Source organism: Brevundimonas sp. NPDC055812, assembly GCF_053616535.1.
Genome location: NZ_JBSHDX010000006.1, coordinates 110310 through 129119, shown reverse-complemented (window position 1 = coordinate 129119; position 18810 = coordinate 110310). Strand labels below are relative to the sequence as shown.

General features: G+C 68.1%; 19 protein-coding genes. 4 read left to right on the top strand and 15 right to left on the bottom strand.

The features are described 5' to 3' along the window. Window positions 1–28: 28 nt before the first annotated feature. Together ACWGL1_RS11620 and ACWGL1_RS11615 are read right to left on the bottom strand one after the other, a co-directional pair. The gene (locus ACWGL1_RS11620) at window positions 29–580 is read right to left on the bottom strand and encodes a DUF2939 domain-containing protein (protein WP_452112080.1); all 552 of its coding nucleotides are present in this window, start codon (window positions 578–580) and stop codon (window positions 29–31) included. 361 nt (window positions 581–941) lie between these two features. Next, a complete protein-coding gene (locus ACWGL1_RS11615) occupies window positions 942–2162 on the bottom strand; it encodes an NADP-dependent isocitrate dehydrogenase (protein ID WP_291779469.1) in 1221 nt (406 codons plus the stop codon). 187 nt (window positions 2163–2349) lie between these two features. Here ACWGL1_RS11615 and ACWGL1_RS11610 point away from each other — a divergent pair, with 187 nt between their 5' ends. Further along, complete coding sequence (locus ACWGL1_RS11610) at window positions 2350–3474, top strand: DUF1176 domain-containing protein (RefSeq protein WP_452112079.1); 1125 nt, start codon at window positions 2350–2352, stop codon at window positions 3472–3474. Window positions 3475–3555: 81 nt separating this feature from the next. Here the strand turns inward: ACWGL1_RS11610 and ACWGL1_RS11605 are convergent, their stop codons facing one another. The 8 genes from ACWGL1_RS11605 to ACWGL1_RS11570 all read right to left on the bottom strand — a co-directional run bounded on the left by ACWGL1_RS11605 (window position 3556) and on the right by ACWGL1_RS11570 (window position 11111). After that, entirely contained in the window at window positions 3556–5352 is a 1797-nt protein-coding gene (locus tag ACWGL1_RS11605) for a DUF885 domain-containing protein (protein WP_346484841.1), read from the bottom strand. Between the two features lie 91 nt (window positions 5353–5443). Beyond that, window positions 5444–7279: a DUF885 domain-containing protein gene (locus ACWGL1_RS11600; protein ID WP_452112078.1), complete on the bottom strand. Its 1836-nt coding sequence runs from the start codon at window positions 7277–7279 to the stop codon at window positions 5444–5446. Window positions 7280–7369: 90 nt separating this feature from the next. Beyond that, the gene (locus tag ACWGL1_RS11595; protein ID WP_291779457.1) at window positions 7370–7612 is read right to left on the bottom strand and encodes a hypothetical protein; all 243 of its coding nucleotides are present in this window, start codon (window positions 7610–7612) and stop codon (window positions 7370–7372) included. Between the two features lie 5 nt (window positions 7613–7617). Then, on the bottom strand, window positions 7618–8451 hold the full coding sequence (gene fghA, locus ACWGL1_RS11590; protein WP_452112077.1) for an S-formylglutathione hydrolase: 834 nt from the start codon (window positions 8449–8451) through the stop codon (window positions 7618–7620). 17 nt (window positions 8452–8468) lie between these two features. Further along, the gene (locus ACWGL1_RS11585) at window positions 8469–9023 is read right to left on the bottom strand and encodes a hypothetical protein (protein ID WP_452112076.1); all 555 of its coding nucleotides are present in this window, start codon (window positions 9021–9023) and stop codon (window positions 8469–8471) included. 10 nt (window positions 9024–9033) lie between these two features. Beyond that, a complete protein-coding gene (locus ACWGL1_RS11580) occupies window positions 9034–9420 on the bottom strand; it encodes a VOC family protein (RefSeq protein WP_312219307.1) in 387 nt (128 codons plus the stop codon). A gap of 103 nt (window positions 9421–9523) precedes the next feature. Beyond that, the gene (locus ACWGL1_RS11575) at window positions 9524–9988 is read right to left on the bottom strand and encodes a GFA family protein (protein ID WP_338577987.1); all 465 of its coding nucleotides are present in this window, start codon (window positions 9986–9988) and stop codon (window positions 9524–9526) included. Window positions 9989–10004: 16 nt separating this feature from the next. After that, window positions 10005–11111, bottom strand: a complete 1107-nt coding sequence (locus tag ACWGL1_RS11570) for an S-(hydroxymethyl)glutathione dehydrogenase/class III alcohol dehydrogenase (RefSeq protein WP_291779442.1) — start codon at window positions 11109–11111, stop codon at window positions 10005–10007. Window positions 11112–11284: 173 nt separating this feature from the next. On the opposite strand from ACWGL1_RS11570, the gene ACWGL1_RS11565 reads away from it, so the two are divergent. Both ACWGL1_RS11565 and ACWGL1_RS11560 read left to right on the top strand, forming a co-directional pair. Beyond that, the gene (locus tag ACWGL1_RS11565) at window positions 11285–12157 is read left to right on the top strand and encodes a LysR family transcriptional regulator (RefSeq protein WP_452112075.1); all 873 of its coding nucleotides are present in this window, start codon (window positions 11285–11287) and stop codon (window positions 12155–12157) included. Between the two features lie 11 nt (window positions 12158–12168). Next, the gene (locus tag ACWGL1_RS11560; protein WP_452112074.1) at window positions 12169–12870 is read left to right on the top strand and encodes an NAD-dependent deacylase; all 702 of its coding nucleotides are present in this window, start codon (window positions 12169–12171) and stop codon (window positions 12868–12870) included. On the opposite strand, the gene ACWGL1_RS11555 is transcribed toward ACWGL1_RS11560, so the two are convergent. The 3 genes from ACWGL1_RS11555 to ACWGL1_RS11545 all read right to left on the bottom strand — a co-directional run bounded on the left by ACWGL1_RS11555 (window position 12867) and on the right by ACWGL1_RS11545 (window position 15184). Next, a complete protein-coding gene (locus tag ACWGL1_RS11555) occupies window positions 12867–13190 on the bottom strand; it encodes a YnfA family protein (protein WP_088410402.1) in 324 nt (107 codons plus the stop codon). The two genes, ACWGL1_RS11560 and ACWGL1_RS11555, sit on opposite strands and share 4 nt — an antisense overlap. Continuing rightward, the gene (locus tag ACWGL1_RS11550) at window positions 13187–13972 is read right to left on the bottom strand and encodes an RNA methyltransferase (protein WP_452112073.1); all 786 of its coding nucleotides are present in this window, start codon (window positions 13970–13972) and stop codon (window positions 13187–13189) included. Before ACWGL1_RS11550 ends, ACWGL1_RS11555 begins: the two co-directional genes overlap by 4 nt. A gap of 180 nt (window positions 13973–14152) precedes the next feature. Beyond that, window positions 14153–15184, bottom strand: coding sequence for a S1/P1 Nuclease (locus ACWGL1_RS11545; protein WP_452112072.1), 1032 nt, complete (start codon window positions 15182–15184; stop codon window positions 14153–14155). Between the two features lie 393 nt (window positions 15185–15577). Between ACWGL1_RS11545 and ACWGL1_RS11540 the strand changes: the two genes are divergently transcribed. Beyond that, a complete protein-coding gene (locus ACWGL1_RS11540) occupies window positions 15578–16141 on the top strand; it encodes a 3D domain-containing protein (RefSeq protein ID WP_291779423.1) in 564 nt (187 codons plus the stop codon). Between the two features lie 77 nt (window positions 16142–16218). Here ACWGL1_RS11540 and ACWGL1_RS11535 read toward each other — a convergent pair whose 3' ends face one another. Both ACWGL1_RS11535 and ACWGL1_RS11530 read right to left on the bottom strand, forming a co-directional pair. Continuing rightward, window positions 16219–16539: an Mpo1-like protein gene (locus tag ACWGL1_RS11535; RefSeq protein ID WP_291779419.1), complete on the bottom strand. Its 321-nt coding sequence runs from the start codon at window positions 16537–16539 to the stop codon at window positions 16219–16221. Window positions 16540–16713: 174 nt separating this feature from the next. Continuing rightward, window positions 16714–18711, bottom strand: coding sequence for a DEAD/DEAH box helicase (locus ACWGL1_RS11530; protein WP_452112071.1), 1998 nt, complete (start codon window positions 18709–18711; stop codon window positions 16714–16716). Between the last annotated feature and the right edge of the window lie 99 nt (window positions 18712–18810).

Here is an 18810-nt window from a genome sequence, read left to right as displayed (position 1 = left end):
AACCCTCCGCGGGGATGAGCGGATATTTTTACTCCGGCCTCCCCAGATCAATCCCGGCCAGCTTCCAGCCGAACAGGTTGCGGCGCTTCATCAGCAGGGCGACCTGCTCATCCGGCTGGTCGTCGCGGGTCAGGGTGACGGCGAAGGTGTCCAGGTCGCGATAGCCCCAGGACTGGCGCACGCGCTTGTTCTCGGACTTCGGCTCCTGAGGCTCCTGGCGCGTGATCTCCGGCTTGGGCGCGCGGCCCTCCTGCACCATCATCGAGATGGCTTGCGGCGTGACGAAGGCGTCGACCGCCCCGCCGACGAGAGCCGGCGCCAACAGCATCCCCAGCCCAGACAGGCCGCTGTCGGCCAGGCGCCGGTCCTTGCGCATCTCGACCATCATGCGGGCGTTCAGCTCGTCCTTGAGGCTGGCGCGGAAGGCGGGAAAGTCGACCTGGCGCTCCAGCGCCTTCTCGTCCCCCGTCCGGGCCGCCTGGATCAACGACCGCGCCGCCAGCAGGGGCGAGGCGGCGTAGGCGAGCACGAAGACGGCCCCCGCCGTCAGCCCCAGACGAATGATCAGCTTGCGGTTCATCGGCCCTCCCCTGCCTTACGAACGCGACGGGACGACGACGAAACGGCGCCAAAATCCCTAAACGGATTAGGGACATGGATCGCAGGCCGGTTCAATGCGTGTTTTCACCGGCCCGTCCCGCGGTCTTGCCGCCTTCGCCGTCCCCTCTGCACATGCCGCACCCGACACCCACGCGCCGTCATCATCGGGCTTGACCCGAGGATCCAGTGCGGCGGCGCGCTCGACCTCGCCCACGTTCAGCACGCGGATGGCTGGATCCTCGGGTCAAGCCCGAGGATGACGGCAGCAGGTTGAATGACGCCGCCAACAAAAAGGCCCGCCGGATCGCTCCGGCGGGCCTTGATGTCATTCTGAGCTAAGCTCAGCCGATGCCCGGCAGAGCCTTCTTCAGGTTCTCGGACACCTTGTCCAGGAAGCCTTCGGTCGTCAGCCAGGACTGCTGATCGCCGACCAGCAGGGCCAGGTCCTTGGTCATGAAGCCCGACTCGACGGTCTCGACGACCACGCGCTCCAGCGTATCGGCGAACTCGGCCAGCTGGGCGTTGTCGTCCAGCTTGGCGCGGTGCTTGAAGCCGCGCGTCCAGGCGAAGATCGAGGCGATCGAGTTGGTCGAGGTGGCCTCGCCCTTCTGATGCTGGCGGTAGTGACGGGTGACGGTGCCGTGGGCGGCTTCCGTTTCCATGACCTTGCCGTCCGGCGTCATCAGCACCGAGGTCATCAGGCCCAGCGAGCCGAAGCCCTGGGCCACGATGTCCGACTGCACGTCGCCGTCGTAGTTCTTGCACGCCCAGACGAAGCCGCCCGACCACTTGATCGCGGCCGCGACCATGTCGTCGATCAGGCGGTGCTCATAGGTCAGGCCGCGCTTCTTGAATTCCTCGGCGTAGTCGGCGTCGAAGACTTCCTGGAAAATGTCCTTGAAGCGGCCGTCGTAGGCTTTGAGGATGGTATTCTTGGTCGACAGATAAACCGGATAGTTGCGCTGCAGGCCATAGGCGAAGGAGGCGTGCGCGAAGTCGCGGATCGAGGAGTCGAGGTTGTACATGCCCATGGCGACGCCCGCGCCCGGCGACTTGTAGACCTCGTGCTCGATCACTTCGCCGTCGTCGCCGACGAACTTGATCGACAGGGTGCCGGCGCCCGGCATCAGGAAGTCGGTGGCCTTGTACTGGTCGCCGAAGGCGTGGCGGCCGACGACGATCGGCTGGGTCCAGCCCGGCACCAGACGCGGCACGTTCTTGCAGATGATCGGCTCGCGGAAGACCACGCCGCCCAGGATGTTGCGGATGGTGCCGTTCGGCGACTTCCACATCTTCTTCAGACCGAATTCGGCGACGCGCGCCTCGTCCGGGGTGATGGTGGCGCACTTCACGCCGACGCCGTGCTTCTGGATGGCGTGGGCCGCGTCGATCGTGATCTGATCGTCGGTGGCGTCCCGGCTTTCCATGCCGAGGTCGTAGTAGTCGAGTTCGAGGTCCAGATAGGGGAAGACCAGCTTGTCCTTGATCATCTGCCAGATGATCCGGGTCATTTCGTCGCCGTCGATGTCCACGATGGGATTGGCGACCTTGATCTTGGCCATGCTTACGCCTCTGTCTCTCAGGGAAGGAATTCGGTGCAGGCGGTATAGCGACCCCTGCGCGCGGGCGCAAAGGGGACGAAAGCCGCACGGCTCGAACCGAACCGCCGGAACGAAACCGCAGCTTGGCCGCTTGGTTTCTTCACGGCTACGCTTGGCGTCGCCGATCGATAAACGCATGGAACGCCTGATGTCGCTTCGCCGCCTGCGGTTCGCCGCCTCCGTCGCCCTTCTTCCTCTCGTTCTTGGCGCCTGCAAGGGCGGCGAGGCCGCCGCGAAGCAGGACTCCCCGCCCGCGCCTCCTCCTGCTGAAGCCGCCGCCGCGCCTGCCCCCGCCGTTCAGATCGCCGCCAATCCGCCCAGCATGACGCGCGAGTTCCGCGACTGGACCGCGACCTGCGACAACACCAACCACTGCGTCGCCTTCGGACCGGGCGCGAACCAGATGGGCTTCGTCCTGGTCGCCCTGGCGCCGGGACCGGACGCCCGCCCGGTCGTCCACATGGGGGGCTGGGGCCTGGAGGACGGCGAGGGCTCCGTCTACGCCGAGATCGACGGACGTCGCTATGCGGGTCGGAACGCGAAGATGGACGAGGAGGGCGACGTCGTCGCCTTCAACACTCCCTCGCCCCAGCTTCTGCACGATCTGGGCGACGGCGCGGCCATGGCGCTGAGGCGCGGCGACCGGCAGATGAAGGTCAGCCTGGGCGGGGCCGCCGCCGCCTTCCTGTGGATCGACGAACGCCAGGGGCGGCTGGACACCACCACCGCCCTGATCCGGCGCGGCGAACGCCCCGCCTCCGAGGTGCCGGCCGCTCCCGCCGCGCCGCGCGTGACCATCGCCTCCGCCGCGCCTCAGGACGGCCTGGTGCAGGACGACCTGTCGCCCGCCCTGCTGGCCCATCCCAAGGTCCAGGAATGCCTGGCCACGTCCCGCAAGGGCGAGCGGTTCGAGCCGGACGTCGTGGTGTCCCGCCTGGCCTCCGACAAGCTGTTGTGGAGCGTGCCCTGCGGCGAGGGCGCCTACAACTTCACCCAGGTCTACTTCATCACCCCGGCGGACGGGACTTCGCCTCAGCCGATCGACTTCCCCACGGCCACGGGCAGCAACGATGAGCTGGTCAACAGCCGCTATGACCCCAAGAGCCGCACCCTGTCCGCCTTCGGCCGCGGACGCGGCATCGGCGACTGCGGCCGCATGGGAAGCTGGGCCTGGACCGGCGAACGCTTCGTCCTGCTGAACGAGAAGGCGATGCCGATCTGCACGGCGGTGCCGCAGGACCTGTGGCCGACCACCTGGCGCGCGGCGACCTGACAGACCGACGACGCTCGATAGGAAATCGGCCCGGGCGCGCAAACGTCCGGGCCGTCTTTCGTTTCAGGCTTCAGCCGCGCGTCAGGCGCGCATACGCCCTTCCAGCACCGCCAGCGGCAGGGAGCCGCTGCCCAGCACCTTGTCGTGGAAGGCGCGCAGGTCGAAACCGTCCTTGGCCTGCGCTTCCTCACGCAGGCGGGCGATGACGGTATGGCCGACCTTGTAGGCGCAGGCCTGACCCGGCCAGACCGAGTAGCGGTTGATCTCGCTGTTCGAGGCGTCCAGCGGCTTGGCGCCCGAGGCCGCCATATATTCGACCGCCCGCTCACGGCTCCAGCGTTCGGAGTGGATGCCGGTGTCGACCACCAGACGCACCGCCCGGAACAGATAGGACATCAGGAAGCCGACCCGGCCCAGCGGATCGGCCGCATAGGCGTCCAGGTCGTTGGCCGCCACGGCCTCCGCGTACAGGGCCCAGCCCTCGTTGAAGGCCGAGAAGCCGCCGGCGCGGCGCCATTGCGGCAGTTCGCCCGACTCGCGCTGCAGGGCGACCTGCAGGTGGTGGCCCGGCGAGGCCTCGTGATAGGTCAGGGTCGGCAGGGCGAACTTCGGCCAGTTCCCGCTGTCGCGCAGGTTGATGTAATAGGCGCCCGGACGCGAGCCATCCAGCGGCGGCCCCTGATAGTAGCCGCCCGGCGCGCCCGACTGGATCGACACCGGCACGCGGCGGATTTCGACGTGGGTCTTGGGCAGACGGCCGAACACGGTCGGCAGCTTCGGCTCAAGCGCGGCGACCTGTTCGTTCAGCCACTTCAGCAGCTCTTCCTTGCCCGCGTCGGTGTTGGGGAACAGTTGGGCGGGATCCTTGTTCAGGGCCTGAACCCGCTCGCCGACCGTGCCCTGGGTATAGCCCTGCGACTTCAGGATGGCGTCGATCTCGGCCGAAATCTCGGCCACCTGCTCGACGCCCATGGCGTGGATTTCCTTGGCCGAGAGCGTGGTCGTGGTGTTCGACTTCAACCCGGCGGCGTAGAAGGCTTCGCCGTCCGGCAGGCGCCACACGCCCGCGTCGTGCACCGCCTTTGGACGGATCGCTTCCAGCGCCTCGATCTGACGAGCCAGGGCCGGCTTGACCTTCTCGTCCACCAGGGCGGCGGCGCGCGCGTCATAACCCGACAGATTCAGCGCCCCGGCCTTGCGGACCAGCGACTTGATCATGGCCATGTCGGCGGCCGGAGTGTCGCGCAGGGTGCGGATCTGCGGCAGCATCCGGTCGATGATGAAGTCCGGCGGGATCACGCCCAGACCGGCGTCTTCCTGAACCTTGGCCGTCTCGCCGTCCAGCACGCCCGCAAAGGCCTCCAGGCGCGACAGGAAGGCGTCGGCGCCGGCCGCATCCTCGATGCGGTGCTGGTTGTCCATGAAGTCGGGCGTGGAGAAATAGGCGCCCGACAGCTGGGTCACGATATAGGGAGAGGGACGCCCCGGCCCCGAACCATAGTCGAAGCGCGCCGTCTCGGCCGACGTCTCGCGCCCGAAGGCGGCGATGGCGTAGTTCAGCGCCCCGGCCTCGGACAGGCCCTTCTGGTCGAACGCCTTCAGCTCGTCCCAGCGTCGGACCGCCTTTTCGCGATCCTTGCGGATGGCGTCGGGCCCCGCTTCGCTGAGCTTGGACGACAGGCCGGCGCGGGCGTCCTTGTCCAGACCCAGGTTGGTGGCGCGTTCAGGCCTCTCGTCGATGTCGGCCTCGAACCAGCCGTCCAGCAAGGCGTTCAGGCGCGCATCGGCGTCGTTTGCGGCGGCGGCGCATTGGGCCAGCATGGGCGCTGCGGCCGCAGTCGCGGCGGCGCTCAGCAGAAGATTGCGGCGATTGATCATTCGGATACTCCCCCAACAGAGCCGCGCCGCGCCGGGCGTTGCTCTCATCACACTCAATGACGGACCGGCGCGTCCGGGACGGATCAGGCCGTCAGACCGGGGTCCAGGCGTTCATGGTCCGCTCCAGCACCGTCAGCGGCACGCCGCCGAGGTTCAGACCCGTGTCATGGAAGCCCTTGATGTCGAAGCGGCCGCCCAGACGCTTCTTGGCGTCCTCGCGCAGACGCACCCAGGTGGTGTGGCCGACCTTGTAGCTGGACGCCTGACCCGGCCAGACACAGTAGCGTTCGACCTCGGTGGCGATGCTCGATTCCTGGTCGCCCAGGGTGTCGACCATGTAGCGGATGCCCTGCTCGCGGCTCCAGCGCTTGTGGTGAAGGCCGGAATCCACGACTAGGCGCGCGGCCCGGAACATCAGCGACTGCAGATAGCCGATCTGGCCGAAGGGATCGTTCTCATAGGCGCCGATCTCGTCCGCCAGCTGTTCGGCGTAAAGGCCCCAGCCCTCGGAATAGGCCGAGAAGCCCATGACCTTCATCAGCAGCGGCGTGTCCGGCTTCTCCTGCTGCAGGGCGATCTGGAAGTGGTGGCCCGGCACCGCCTCGTGATAGGTCAGGGTCGGCAGGGTCCATTTGGGCCATTCGGCCGTGTCGCGCAGATTGATGTAGTAGGCGCCCGGACGCGACCCATCCAGGGCCGGCGGCATGTAGTAGCCGCCCGGCGCCCCGGCCTCGATGGCCTTGGGCACGCGGCGGATGTCGCACGGCGACTTGGGCAGACGGCCGAAGTATTCCGGCATGCGCGCCTGGATGGCGACCATCTGCGCATTCAGCTCCTGGATCAGCTCATCCTTGGCTTCGTCCGTGTTCGGATAGACGAAGCGAGCATCCTCGCCGAGCGCGGCGACGCGGGCGCCCACCGAGCCCTGCGTCAGGCCTTGCGCTTTCAGCAGGGCGTCGGTGCGGGCCGAGATTTCAGCCACCTGCTCCAGCCCCATCTGGTGCACCTCGTCCGGCGTCATGGAGGAGGTGGTGTAGTATTTCAGCCCGAAACGGTAATAGGCCTCGCCGTCCGGCAGGCGCCAGACGCCGCCGTCGTGGGTCGCGTTCGGGCGCACGGTCTTGAAAGCCTCGGCCTGACGCTGGATGGCGGGATAGACCTCATTGGTCAGGATGGCCTCGGCCCGCGCGGCCCAGTCGCCGGAAATATCCTTCTCGGCCGTGCGGCGCGCCAGGGACTTGGTCATGACCGAGTCGGCGACAGCGGTGCCGGTGATGGCGTCCATCTGGGTCAGGGTCCGGTCGATGACGAAGTCCGGCGGCACGGCCCCGGCCGCGAACTCGGCCTGCATCCGCGCCCGCTCGGCGTCCATGCCCGCCGCGAATGCGGACAGGCGCGACAGATAGGCCTCGGCGTCGTCGGCCGTCTCGATCCGGTGCTGGCTGTCCAGGAAGTCCGGAATCTGCTGGTACGCGCCGCCCAACTGGCTGACGGTGTAGGGCGAGGGCGAGAAGCCGCCGCCGTAGGGGAAGTCGTAGCCGGTCATCACCGTGTCGCCGAAGAACTCCAGCGTGTCGTAATAGACCTGATCCGCCGCGTTCAGCTGTCCCTGATCGATGGCCTTCACCGCCTTCATGGCGTCGACGAACTTGGCCTTGTCGGCGTCGATCTTGGCCTGAGAGCGATCGCTCAGCTTGAAGCGGGCGTCGGCTTTCGGTCCCCGGTCCATGCCCAGCATGGTCAGCAGTTCCGGGTCCGACAGCAGCATCTCGTCGGCGATGCGGTCCAACAGGGCGTGGAATGCGGTCGTTGCGGCGTTCGGCGCGGCTTGCGTCAAGGCTGTCGAGGCCAGGGCGCGAACCGGGCCGACGGCGGCCAGCGCGCCCCCGGCGGCGACCGACATCAACAGGCGGCGGCGATCCATCATGAGCTTCCTCCCAAAAGCGATGGTCGGGGATGCTAACGATGCAAGGGCCGCCCGCAAGGCTTGATCGTCGCCTTGCGGATTAAGTCTGAGTCATGCGCCCGGTCGGGGCGCGCCCACATGGGCCTTGATGCAGTCGCGCACGGCGCGCTTCAGGTCGCCCGGCGCGTTCGGCTCGTCCACGCCCTCGGCGGCGAAGACGGCGCGGACGGCCGCATCCAGCCCCTTGGGCAGGGCGGCGATGACTTTCTTCTGTCCCTTCTCATGCAGGCAGAAGCCGACCTGGGTGCACAGGTCGGCGAACATGGAGTCGAAATCGGGGGCGGCGTCGGTCATCACACTCAGGCTTTCAGCCGCTTGGCGTGGAAGGCCACATGGTCGTCCACGAAGCTGGCCATGAAGAAGTAGGAGTGGTCATAGCCCGGCTGCATCCTCAGGGTCAGCCCCTGCCCGGCCTTTTGCGCCGCCGCCTTCAGCAGTTCCGGCTTCAGCTGATCGGTCAGGAAGGAATCCGCGTCGCCCTGATCCACCAGGATGTCGTCGAAAACGCCTTTCGCCGCCCCGCCTTCGATCAGCAGGGCCGCGTCATGTTTAGCCCATTCCGCCCGGTCCTCGCCCAGATAGGCGGAGAAAGCCTTCTCGCCCCACGGACAGCGCGTCGGCGACGAGATCGGCGCGAAGGCCGACACCGACCGGAACAGTTCGGGATGCCGCAGGGCCAGCGTCAGCGCCCCATGCCCGCCCATCGAATGGCCGAAGACGGAGCGCGTCTTCGTCGTCGGGAACTCGGCGTCGATCAGCTCGATCAGTTCGCCCGTGACATAGCTCTCCATGCGGAAATGCGGCGCCCACGGCGCCTCGGTCGCATCGACATAGAAGCCCGCGCCCTGCCCCAGATCATAGGCCGGATCGTCCGCCACGCCTTCCCCGCGCGGCGAGGTGTCGGGCGCGACGATGATGACGCCCTGTTCGGCGGCGGCCTTGTAGGCTCCGGCCTTGGTGGTGAAGTTGTCCTCGGTGCAGGTCAGGCCCGACAGCCAGATCAGGACCGGGAACGGCCCCTCTCCCGCCGGAACAAAGACCGACAGCGTCATGGGCGTGCCCGTCGTCGCGCTGTCGTGCTTCAGATAGCGCAGCGTCCCGCCATGAACGACGTGGCTCTTGACCGTTTCCATAGGACTCAAACTCCAGATCAGTCCGGCCAGACCGTGGCCATGAAGGCGTCGTCCAGTCGGCCGCCGTCCTTCGAGAAATGCGCATACCAGTCGCGCGGGATCGGCGGTTGGGCCCCGGCCGGCGCCGCGCCCCCGCCCCAGGCGTCGAAGCCGATGCCGACCAGCACCGGCCCCTCGCGCACGGCAGGGGCCGGCACGGCCTCGACCGCGGCGACTGCCGCCGCCAGCGTCTCCGGACTGGGCGCCGGTTCGCCCGTGACGACCCAGGCCTTCGACCGACCGCCCGGCTTGACCATCACCAGCACCATGCCCGAGGCGCCGGGCTGGACCGGGGCGGCGCGCACCGCCGTTTCCGCCGCCGCGCCCGCCGCCTGCAGATAGGGCGACAGGGTCGCCTCGTCCGCACGCTTCTTCATCACGCGGTCGGGCAGGTAGAGGACCACGTCCTTGCGGACCCAGGCCTCGGCGGGCGCTCCGGCCTCGGGCGGCGCAACGTGCCGATCTCCGCCTCGATCGCAGGCCGACAGGCTGAACGCCGCCAGCCCGACCAGTATCGCCGCCTTCGCCTTCATCGCCTTATCCTCAGCCCGGCCGGTGAACGGCGCAGATCTTATTGCCTGACGGATCGCGCAGATAGGCCAGATGCAGAACGCCGAAGGGGGTGGTGCGCGGCCCGGCCGGGTCCTCGATCGCCACGCCGCCCGCCGCGACCCCGGCCTCGGCGAAGGCGACGACCGCCTCGGGGCTGGACGCCGCAAAGCCGATGGTCCCGCCATTGGCGTGACAGGCCGCCTGGCCGTCGCGCGGCTTGACCACGCCCAGCATCCCGCGCGGCGTCATGTACCAGACGCCCGGCAGCGGCACGTCGCTGAACGCGCCCGGCTGATGGCCCAGGGCGCCGAGAACGGCGTCATAGAATTTGTGCGAGGCCTCGACGTCGTTGGCGCCGACGGTGACGTGCGTGAACATGGTGATCCTCCCAGATCCGCCCGATCCTTTCGCCGGGCGCGGCCAGCTAAGCCGAGCAGGTTTCATTTGGCAACGAACTTTGCTGCACCTGCTCAGTCCGCCCTCATTTCGGGCGCGCGCCCTCTCGGGCATAGACGCCCATCAGTTCGCCATAGTCCTCGGGCGGCGGGAATTCGGGATAGCCGACCTTGGCCCCCGACTGCACGCCCGGCAGGCGCTCCGTCGTCCAGGTGTCGGCATGGGGAACGAACCACGCCCCGTCGTCCAGCAGGCTCGGCCTCAGGTTGACGAACTGCCCCCCGGCGATGCCGCGCGTGAACAACCAGGTCTTGCACGACGGACAGAAGTGATGCTCCGGCACAGGATTGTGCAGGCCCCCGATCTCCGTCTCGCCCTCGACCGTCAGCCCTTCGCTGGGCAGCATCAGGCTCAGCGAATAGGCGCCGCCCGTCAGCTTCTGACAGGCGCGGCAGTGACAGGCCGCGGCAAAGACCGGGGCCTGGGCGACCTGAACTTTCACCTGCCCGCAGAGGCAGGCCCCCGTCCACGGCAGTTTCCAGTCGCCCATGGCTGTATCCCTCTCGTTAGAAGACAATGACCGAACGAATGCTCTTGCCTTCATGCATCAAATCGAAGGCCTCGTTAATCCGCTCCAGCGGCAGGGTGTGGGTGATCATCGGATCGATCTCGATCTTGCCGTCCATGTACCAGTCGACGATCTTGGGCGTGTCGGTGCGGCCGCGCGCCCCACCGAAGGCCGAGCCCTTCCAAACGCGGCCGGTGACCAGCTGGAACGGACGGGTGGCGATCTCCTTGCCCGCCTCGGCCACGCCGATGATGACGCTCTCGCCCCAGCCGCGGTGACAGGCTTCCAGCGCCTGACGCATGACCACGGTGTTGCCGGTGCAGTCGAAGGTGTAGTCGGCGCCGCCGTCGGTCAGTTCGACCAGGTGAGCCACCACGTCCGACACCTCCTTCGGATTGACGAAGTGGGTCATGCCGAAGCGACGGCCCCACTCCTCCTTGTCGCCGTTGATGTCGACGCCGATGATCATGTCGGCCCCGACCATCTTCAGCCCCTGAATGACGTTCAGGCCGATGCCGCCCAGACCGAAGACCACGGCGTTGGCGCCCGGCTCGACCTTGGCCGTGTTGACCACCGCGCCCACGCCCGTCGTCACGCCGCAGCCGACGTAGCAGGCCTTGTCGAAGGGCGCGTCCTTGCGGATCTTGGCCACCGCGATCTCGGGCAGGACCGTGTAGTTCGAGAAGGTCGAGCAGCCCATGTAGTGGTGAAGGGTCTGGCCCTTGTAGGAAAAGCGGCTGGTGCCGTCGGGCATCAGCCCCTTGCCCTGCGTGCCGCGGATCGAGGTGCACAGATTGGTCTTGCGGCTCAGGCACGACTTACACTGGCGGCATTCCGGCGTGTACAGCGGGATGACGTGGTCCCCGACCGCCAGCGAGGTCACGCCCGGCCCCACCTCGACCACCACGCCCGCGCCCTCGTGGCCCAGGATCGAGGGGAATAGACCCTCGCTGTCCAGCCCGTCCAGCGTATAGGCGTCGGTGTGGCACACGCCCGTCGCCTTGATCTCGATCAGCACCTCGCCTGCGCGCGGCCCCTCCAGATCGACCTCGACGATCTCGAGCGGGCGTTTGGCTTCGAACGCGACGGCGGCGCGGGTTTTCATGATGCTGGTCCTTCGGACGTCCCTATCGCTCGCGACGCGGTCGCTCGCTGCTTCAGGGACATGAGGTGGGCGAGTGATTTGGCGACCTTACTACGCCCGTTGCGGCCGGGTCGAAACGGCGACAACCGCAAAACATTATTGCTGTTGAGCAACAATCCTGATCCAACGTCCCCATGAGCCGCTGGGACGGGATCGACGAATTCACCGCTGTCGCCGAACAGGCCAGCTTCTCGGCCGCCGCGCGGCGTCTGGGCCTGTCGACCTCGGCCGTCAGTCGCGAGATCGCCCGGCTGGAGGATCGCCTGCAGACCCGTCTGCTCCACCGCACTACCCGCCGGGTCGAGCTGACCGACGCAGGCCGCGACTTCCTTTCCCGCTGCCGCCGCCTGATCGACGAACGCGACGAGGCCCTGGCCGCCGTCCAGCCCGACGATCAGGCCCCGCGCGGCCTGCTGCGGATGACCTGTTCGGTCTCCTATGGCGAGCAGTTCATCGCCCCGGCCGTCAACGCCTTCGCGAAGCTGAACCCCGAACTGCGCATCGAACTGGACCTCGACAACCGCCTGCGCGACCTGGTCGGCGACGGCTATGATCTGGCGGTGCGGTTCGGCCATCTGACCGACTCGCGGCTGATGGCGCGGCGCCTGGCCTCGCGGCGACTGATCCTGTGCGCCAGTCCCGACTATCTGGCCCGCCGCGGCACCCCGCGCGACCTGTCCGAGATCGCCAGCCACGACGGCCTGATCGGCTCGGCCGAACACTGGCGCTTCACCGAGGCGGGCCGCGAAGTGTCCTTGCGCCCCACCGGCCGCTGGCGCTGCAACTCCGGCGCAGCCGTGCTGGACGCCGCCCTGCAAGGCCTCGGCCTGTGCCAGCTGCCCGACTTCTACGTGGCCGAGGCGCTGGCGTCGGGCGCCCTCGTCTCCCTGCTGGACGAGGCCCGCCCGCCCGACGAAGGCGTCTGGGCCGTCCACCCCCACCCCCGCCACGTCCCGCCCAAGGTCCGCGCCATGATCGACTGGCTGCACGACCGACTGTCCACATAGAGGAGCCCCGCATGAACCTCGTCATCCTGACCGGCGCCGGCGTCTCGGCCGAGAGCGGCGTGCCGACCTTCCGCGCCTCGGACGGCCTGTGGGAAGGGCATCGCGTCGAGGCCGTCGCCACGCCCGAGGGCTTCGCCGCCGACCCGGCCCTGGTGCAGGACTTCTACAACCAGCGACGCCGCCAGCTGGCCGGCGTCCACCCCAACGCCGCGCACCGGGCGCTGGCCGATCTGGCGGCGCGGTGGACGGGCGACATCCTGCTGGTGACGCAGAACGTCGATGATCTGCACGACCGGGCGCATATGGACACGCCGCCCGCACCGGGCTTCGAGCTGATCCATATGCACGGCGAGTTGAAGAAGGCGCGCTGCACCGCCTCGGGCGTCGTCTGCGACTGGCATGATGATCTTGAGCCCGCCCACGCCTCGCCCCATCACCCGCACGGAACCCTGCGCCCGCACATCGTCTGGTTCGGCGAAATCCCGCTGGAGATGGAGCGGATCGAGCGGGCGCTGGCGCGCTGCGACCTGTTCGTCTCCATCGGCACCTCGGGCGCAGTCTATCCGGCGGCGGGCTTCGTCCAGCTGGCGCGCATGGCCGGGGCGCGGACGGTGGAGATCAATCTGGAGCCGACGCAGGGCGCGTCCCTGTTCGACGAGGGCGTCTACGGCCCCGCCAGCGAGACCGTGCCCGCCTTCTTCGACGCGCTCTAGGCCCTCGGCCCGAACAGGATGATCGCCGCCCCGATCAGGCAGACCGCGCCGCCGATGACGTCCCAGCGGTCCGGCGTCGTCTTCTCGACCAGCGCCATCCACGCCAGCGACGCCACGATATAGACCCCGCCATAAGCCGCGAACGCTCGCCCCGCCGTCTCGGCCGGAACCATGGTCAACAGCCACGCGAAGGCGATAAGGCAAAGCACGCCCGGCGCCAGCCACCACGGCGAGCGATCCAGCTTCAGCCAAGCCCAGAAGGCGAAACAGCCGCCGATCTCGGCGAGGGCGGCGAGAGGATAGACGAGGGCGAGTTTCACTTATCCTTCGCCGCCGCCTCAGCCCGCTCGGCCGCCAGCTTGGCCAGCACCCGGCCGCGCCCCTTCGAAAGGGCATGGATGGCGCCGCGCATGGTGGCGACTTCCTGTTCGGTGAAGGCGGCCCGGCCCAGCATGACGCGCAGGTTCTGGCTCATCGAGCGCTTTTTCTCGGGCGGATAGAAGAAGCCGCCGTTGTCCAACTCCGCCTCCAGATGCTCATACATGCCGAGCAGCAGGTCGTTCGACGCGGGCGGCTCGCCCTCGCGGAAGCGCGGCGGCGGGGCGTCCAGGATCAGCGTGCGCCACTCATAGGCGTTGATCGCCACCGCCTGCGCCAGGTTCAGCGAATGGTGCCTGGGGTCGATCGGGATGGTGGTGATCCCGGCGCACAGGGCGATGTCGGTCGTCTCCAGCCCCGCGCGCTCGCCGCCGAACAGCAGGCCGGTCTTCAGGCCCGAGGCCGTGTCGTCATACAGGATGCGCGCGCTCTCGCGCGGGGTGCGCACCGGCTGGCGCGTCTCGCGCGGGCGAGCGGTGGTGGCGAAGACGGTGTTCAGGTCGGCGATGGCCTCGGCCACGCTGTCGAACACCCTCACCCCGTCCAATACCCAGTCGGCGCCCGAGGCCGTGGCCCAGGCGCGGTCCTGGGGCCAGCCGTCGCGCGGGCTGACCAGCCGCAGCTCCGACAGTCCGAAATTGGCCATGACGCGAGCGACCGCGCCGATGTTGTCGGCCATCTGCGACTTGTCGAGGACGACGACGGGAGGGGTGAGTTCAGTCATGGGCGGTCTTTAATCCTTCTCCCCTTGCGGGAGAAGGAGGCAGTCCTCGGGCTTGTCCCGGGGACTGACGGATGAGGGGTCTCGCGACCTTTCTAATCCCGCGGCTTTGGCCCCCGGTCAGAGAAACCCCTCATCCGAGCCCTTCGGGCCCACCTTCTCCCGCAAGGGGAGAAGGAAGAATCAGTCCTCGCCGACCATGGAGGTCCACGGGTCGACGCGGCCCGCCTCGACCTCGGCGACCTTCACCGCCGGCCAGCCGATGCTGCTGTTCGCCGACACGCGCCACGCGGCCGACACGAAGTCGCGCAGCTCTGACGCCCCGGCCGCCAGACGCTCATTGACGAAGACGGCGCCGCGCGGGTCCGCGTCCTTGAACGCTCCCGCCTTCTCCATCCGATAGAAGGGGATCACCGTCGTCAGGGTGGCGTTCAGGTGCGAGGCCGTGCGGGCGCGCAGGTCGAAGCCCTCGACGTTCGGCGGCGCCATGGCCGCCTCGACCGCGTCCAGACGCAGGGTCCGGCTGGTGAAGGCGCCTTCGAAATCGCCGTGGGTGCGGCGCGACTTGGTGAAGCCCTCGGGGTTGGTCTCGCCCGCCCAGCCGTTGAAGTGGATGGTCGTGTGGTGCGGCTGGGACGCGTCGCCGACGAAGTGGCTCAGCACGCCGATGTCGCGCAGGATCAACTGCTCGCGGCGTTCGCGGTCGGCGCGATACCAGGCCTGCTTGGCCAGGTCCGGCTCGCGCGCCTCGGCGGCGGTCAGCACGCGCCAATAGGCGAAGTCGCGCTCCAGATTCTGCCAGGCGTCCATGATGGCGTAGGGCAGGTATCCCGCCTTATCCACGTCCAGACCCGCGCGGATCAGGGCGGCGTCGTATTCCGACTTCAGGCGCGGCAGGTCGGCCATGGTCATGCCCCGCGCATCCATCACCCGGCCCTCATCGTCCATGTCGACGAAGTGGGCGGTGTCGCGCTCGCGATCATGCGGCTGGCCCGCGCCCTTCCAGCGATCGGGCTCGCGCGAATATTCGCCGACGTCGGCGGCGGCCCCGGCCGTGCGCAGGAAGGCGGGCAGATCGCCCGGCAGGTGGCGCATCGCCGCCACGCCGATCACCCGGTGGCCCGAACTGCCCCAGGCCTCTACTTGGACGGCGGGCGCCGCGACCAGCACCAGGGCCGCGGCGGAAATCATCAGGCGTTTGACTTGTCGGTTCATGAGACGGCGCCGTCGGAAATTTCAGAAGGAGAAACGACCGCTTATCGCATTCCCGCGCGCGCCTCCACCCGCCGCCCTCGCCCGGAGGAACGCCGATCACGCATCCGTTATCTTGGCTAGTTCGTCAGCTTTTCTTGCCAATAAAGTGTTAGCGCCGACGATCAAGTCATTAACGACCAAGGCAAGCGCAGAAGTATAGAAACGAAATAGGTCGAATATTTTATATATATAGTCTACCCGACCCGACACAGACCGGCGATAGACTGGCCCCATTCGCGCCTCATCCATTACCGATACAGCGACTGATCTCATTTGCCGCAATTGCGCCGTAATTGGCCGTCAGAAACTCGCCGCCGGCGCGTGTTGGGACCGGTGCTTCCACGAGTTTGATCGATGTTGAGCACGGCCGCCGCGCTTGCCATGCTGTGGACCATGGCCTTCTCCGGGTCCGGAGAGCCTGTCCCTTACGAAACGGCCGTCGCCCGCGACGCCGCCATCGTAGAAGCCGCCGCGACGGCCCTCGGTTCCATCGAAACCGCCGAAACGGCGGACCTGTCGGCCGAACAGCTTGAGCTGATGGCCGGCGACCCCGACTGGCGCGCCTCGGCCCGCCTCTATCACGCCGGCGGCGGCGGGGCGACCGGCAACGATTCTCTGGGCTGCCGCCCGATTCCGATGCGCACGGTCGCGGTCGACCCGCGCGTCATCCCGCGCCGCACCAAGCTGTTCATCCGCGAGACGGTCGGCCTGCGCATGAACGACGGCACGGTGCACGACGGCTACTGGTACGCCTCCGACACCGGCGGCGCGATCAAGGGCGCCAAGATCGACCTCTACACCGGCCACGGCCGCGCTTCGATGCGCCCGGCCATGAGCCTGAACATGAAGACGCTGACCATCGCCGACGCGGGCGATTTCGACGGCTGCCCCCCGGCGTGGGAGACGGCCTCGAACTGAGGCCTTTCAGCCTGACGACAAAAAAGAGCGGCCGGATCGAACCGGCCGCCCTTTTTTCTTTGGGCCTCGGCCCGCCTTCAGAACTTCCGCTTGCCGCTGACCGTCTCGAAAAACAGGCGGAAGTCGCCCATCAGACTCCACAGCGGATATTTGAACGTCGCGGGCCGGTTCTTCTCGAAGAAGAAATGCCCCACCCAGGCGAAGCCGTAGCCGACCACAGGCATGGCCAGCAGCCACCAGGGGTTCAGGGTGAAGCAAAACGCCAGAAAGGCCGCGATCACCAGTCCCGTCCCGACCACATGAATGCGGCGGCACGTCCGGTTGGAATGCTCATGGATATAATAGGGGTAGAAGGCCTCGAACGAGGCGTACCGCCCTTGGGGTTGCTCGATGCTCATGACCCCAGCCTGCCCCCGGATCGCGCCGGGGGCAAGTCGCTCACCCCGGCCGCACCGCTCATCCCCGCGGAGGCGGGGACCCAGTGCTTTGGCCGAAAGCGCGCGGATAGCCGCTCTGAACGATGAGCGCGTGGCTCTTGCTGGGTCCCCGCCTCCGCGGGGATGAGCGGATGGTTAAGCCCGCTTGCTCTTCGGCCCCTTGGCGAACGGCTTGCCGCCAGCCTTGAAGTCGGGCTTGCCCTTGAAGCCCGCCTTGGGCGTGAAGGGCTTCTTGTCGCCCTTGTCCTTGAAGCCCGGCTTCTTGTTGAAGCCGCCCTCGCCCGGCGTCGCATCGGTGCGGGGCGAATAGGGCTTCTTCTTGAAGGGACGCTCGCCATCCGCGCTGCGGCCTGCGTCGCCCTCAGGGCTCCACGGCTTCTTCTTGAACGGCGGGCGGGCCTGACCGTCCTCGTCGCGACGGAAAGGCTTCTTGGCGTAGGGGCGAGCCTCGCCGTCCTTCTCGAACTTGCGGTTGCGGGCGCCCTTCATCGAACCGGGCGTCGGCGCCTCGGACGGGGTGATCCTCGCCTCTTCCTTGCTCTGGGCCGCCGCCGCACGGAAGGCGTCGGCGTGGGTCAGGGCGACCTCGAAGCGGGTCTCTTCGGGGAAGGTGCGGATCGAGCCGATCTGCTGCTTGGTGATGCCGCCGATGCGGCAGATCAGCGGGATCAGCCATTTGGGATCGGCGTTGCGGTTGCGGCCGATGTCCAGACGGAACCAGCTGACCTCGTCCGGCTGCAGTCGGTCGCCCGGCCACGGCGCGGGGGCGTAGGCGTCGCCGCCCGCCGCATCGCGATCCTTGCGCGGCTTGCGCTGCGGGCCTTCGCCCGGATCGGTCAGGTCTTCCGGCGCCGGCAGGTTCTTGCGCAGCAGCACCAGCAGGGCGCGAGCCAGATCGTCCGGCGTGCGCTCCTTGACCAGCTTTTCGACCAGACCGGCATCCTCGTCCGCGCCTTCCTCGGCGAAGACCGGCGCGGCCAGCAGGCGCTGTTCGTCCTGGGCGCGGATTTCGTCGGCGGTCGGAGCGCCCGACCAGACGGCCTCGACCCCGGCCGAGCCCAGCAGCATCTCGGCCTTGCGGCGACGGCTGTGCGGGACCAGCAGGACCGATATCCCCTTCTTGCCCGCCCGCCCGGTACGGCCCGAGCGGTGCAGCATGGTCGCCTTGTTGATCGGCAGTTCGGCGTGGATCACCAGCCCCAGATCGGGCAGGTCCAGACCGCGCGCGGCCACGTCGGTGGCGACGCAGACGCGGGCGCGGCGATCGCGCAGGGCCTGCAGCGCCTCATTGCGCTCGCGCTGGCCCATCTCGCCCGACAGGGCCACCGAGGCGAAGCCGCGCTCGACCAGCGAAGCCTGCAGATGACGCACCGAATCCCGCGTCGAGCAGAAGACCAGCACCCCCGGCGCCTCGAAATAGCGCAGCACGTTGACCACGGCGCGCTCGATCTCGTTCGGGGCGATGCGCAGGGCGCGGTATTCGATGTCGTTGTGCGGCTGGCTGCGGTCGACGGTGTCGATGCGCACCGCATCCTTCTGATAGCGCTTGGCCATGATCGCGATGTCGCGGGCGATGGTGGCCGAGAACAGCAGGGTGCGGCGCTCTTCCGGCGCCTGGTCGAGGATGTATTCCAGATCCTCGCGGAAGCCCATGTCCAGCATCTCGTCGGCTTCATCCAGCACGACGACGCGCGCGGCCGACAGGTCCAGCGCCCCGCGATCGATGTGGTCCTTCAGACGGCCCGGCGTGCCGACCACGACGTGGGCGCCGAAGTTCAGCGCGCGCGCCTCCTTGCGGGCGTCCATGCCGCCGACGCAGGTGACGATCTTGGCCCCCGCCTCGGCGTAGAGCCATTGCAGCTCGGCCGCGACCTGCAGCGCCAGCTCGCGCGTCGGGGCGATGGCCAGCATCAGCGGCGTGTCCGGCTGACCAAACTGCTCCGCCTCGCCCAGCAGGGTCGGCGCCGCCGCCAGGCCGAAGGCCACCGTCTTGCCCGATCCGGTCTGGGCCGAGACCAGCAGATCCGCCTCGCCATGGCCTTCCAGCACGGCCGCCTGGACCGGCGTGGGCTCAAGATAGCCCTTGTTCAGCAAGGCGCGGTCAAGCGCGGGATGGATCGCGGGAAAGGGCATGAAGGGCCTGGAAATTCAGATGAGGCGACCGTTAAACGGCCGCGCCCGGCGAGGCGTCGCAGCCTGCCGGGCGTCGGGGAAGGCGCTCCCTATACACGA

What these genes read in the sequence shown, in the direction of transcription:
- ACWGL1_RS11535 (WP_291779419.1), bottom strand. Translation starts at nt 16,539, where the DNA reads ATGAGCATCGAGCAACCCCAAGGGCGGTACGCCTCGTTCGAGGCCTTC.
- ACWGL1_RS11585 (WP_452112076.1), bottom strand. Translation starts at nt 9,023, where the DNA reads ATGAAGGCGAAGGCGGCGATACTGGTCGGGCTGGCGGCGTTCAGCCTG.
- ACWGL1_RS11600 (WP_452112078.1), bottom strand. Translation starts at nt 7,279, where the DNA reads ATGATGGATCGCCGCCGCCTGTTGATGTCGGTCGCCGCCGGGGGCGCG.
- ACWGL1_RS11580 (WP_312219307.1), bottom strand. Translation starts at nt 9,420, where the DNA reads ATGTTCACGCACGTCACCGTCGGCGCCAACGACGTCGAGGCCTCGCAC.
- ACWGL1_RS11605 (WP_346484841.1), bottom strand. Translation starts at nt 5,352, where the DNA reads ATGATCAATCGCCGCAATCTTCTGCTGAGCGCCGCCGCGACTGCGGCC.
- ACWGL1_RS11615 (WP_291779469.1), bottom strand. Translation starts at nt 2,162, where the DNA reads ATGGCCAAGATCAAGGTCGCCAATCCCATCGTGGACATCGACGGCGAC.
- ACWGL1_RS11560 (WP_452112074.1), top strand. Translation starts at nt 12,169, where the DNA reads ATGAACCTCGTCATCCTGACCGGCGCCGGCGTCTCGGCCGAGAGCGGC.
- ACWGL1_RS11530 (WP_452112071.1), bottom strand. Translation starts at nt 18,711, where the DNA reads ATGCCCTTTCCCGCGATCCATCCCGCGCTTGACCGCGCCTTGCTGAAC.
- ACWGL1_RS11610 (WP_452112079.1), top strand. Translation starts at nt 2,350, where the DNA reads ATGTCGCTTCGCCGCCTGCGGTTCGCCGCCTCCGTCGCCCTTCTTCCT.
- ACWGL1_RS11575 (WP_338577987.1), bottom strand. Translation starts at nt 9,988, where the DNA reads ATGGGCGACTGGAAACTGCCGTGGACGGGGGCCTGCCTCTGCGGGCAG.
- fghA (WP_452112077.1), bottom strand. Translation starts at nt 8,451, where the DNA reads ATGGAAACGGTCAAGAGCCACGTCGTTCATGGCGGGACGCTGCGCTAT.
- ACWGL1_RS11565 (WP_452112075.1), top strand. Translation starts at nt 11,285, where the DNA reads ATGAGCCGCTGGGACGGGATCGACGAATTCACCGCTGTCGCCGAACAG.
- ACWGL1_RS11540 (WP_291779423.1), top strand. Translation starts at nt 15,578, where the DNA reads ATGTTGAGCACGGCCGCCGCGCTTGCCATGCTGTGGACCATGGCCTTC.
- ACWGL1_RS11570 (WP_291779442.1), bottom strand. Translation starts at nt 11,111, where the DNA reads ATGAAAACCCGCGCCGCCGTCGCGTTCGAAGCCAAACGCCCGCTCGAG.
- ACWGL1_RS11550 (WP_452112073.1), bottom strand. Translation starts at nt 13,972, where the DNA reads ATGACTGAACTCACCCCTCCCGTCGTCGTCCTCGACAAGTCGCAGATG.
- ACWGL1_RS11545 (WP_452112072.1), bottom strand. Translation starts at nt 15,184, where the DNA reads ATGAACCGACAAGTCAAACGCCTGATGATTTCCGCCGCGGCCCTGGTG.
- ACWGL1_RS11620 (WP_452112080.1), bottom strand. Translation starts at nt 580, where the DNA reads ATGAACCGCAAGCTGATCATTCGTCTGGGGCTGACGGCGGGGGCCGTC.
- ACWGL1_RS11595 (WP_291779457.1), bottom strand. Translation starts at nt 7,612, where the DNA reads ATGACCGACGCCGCCCCCGATTTCGACTCCATGTTCGCCGACCTGTGC.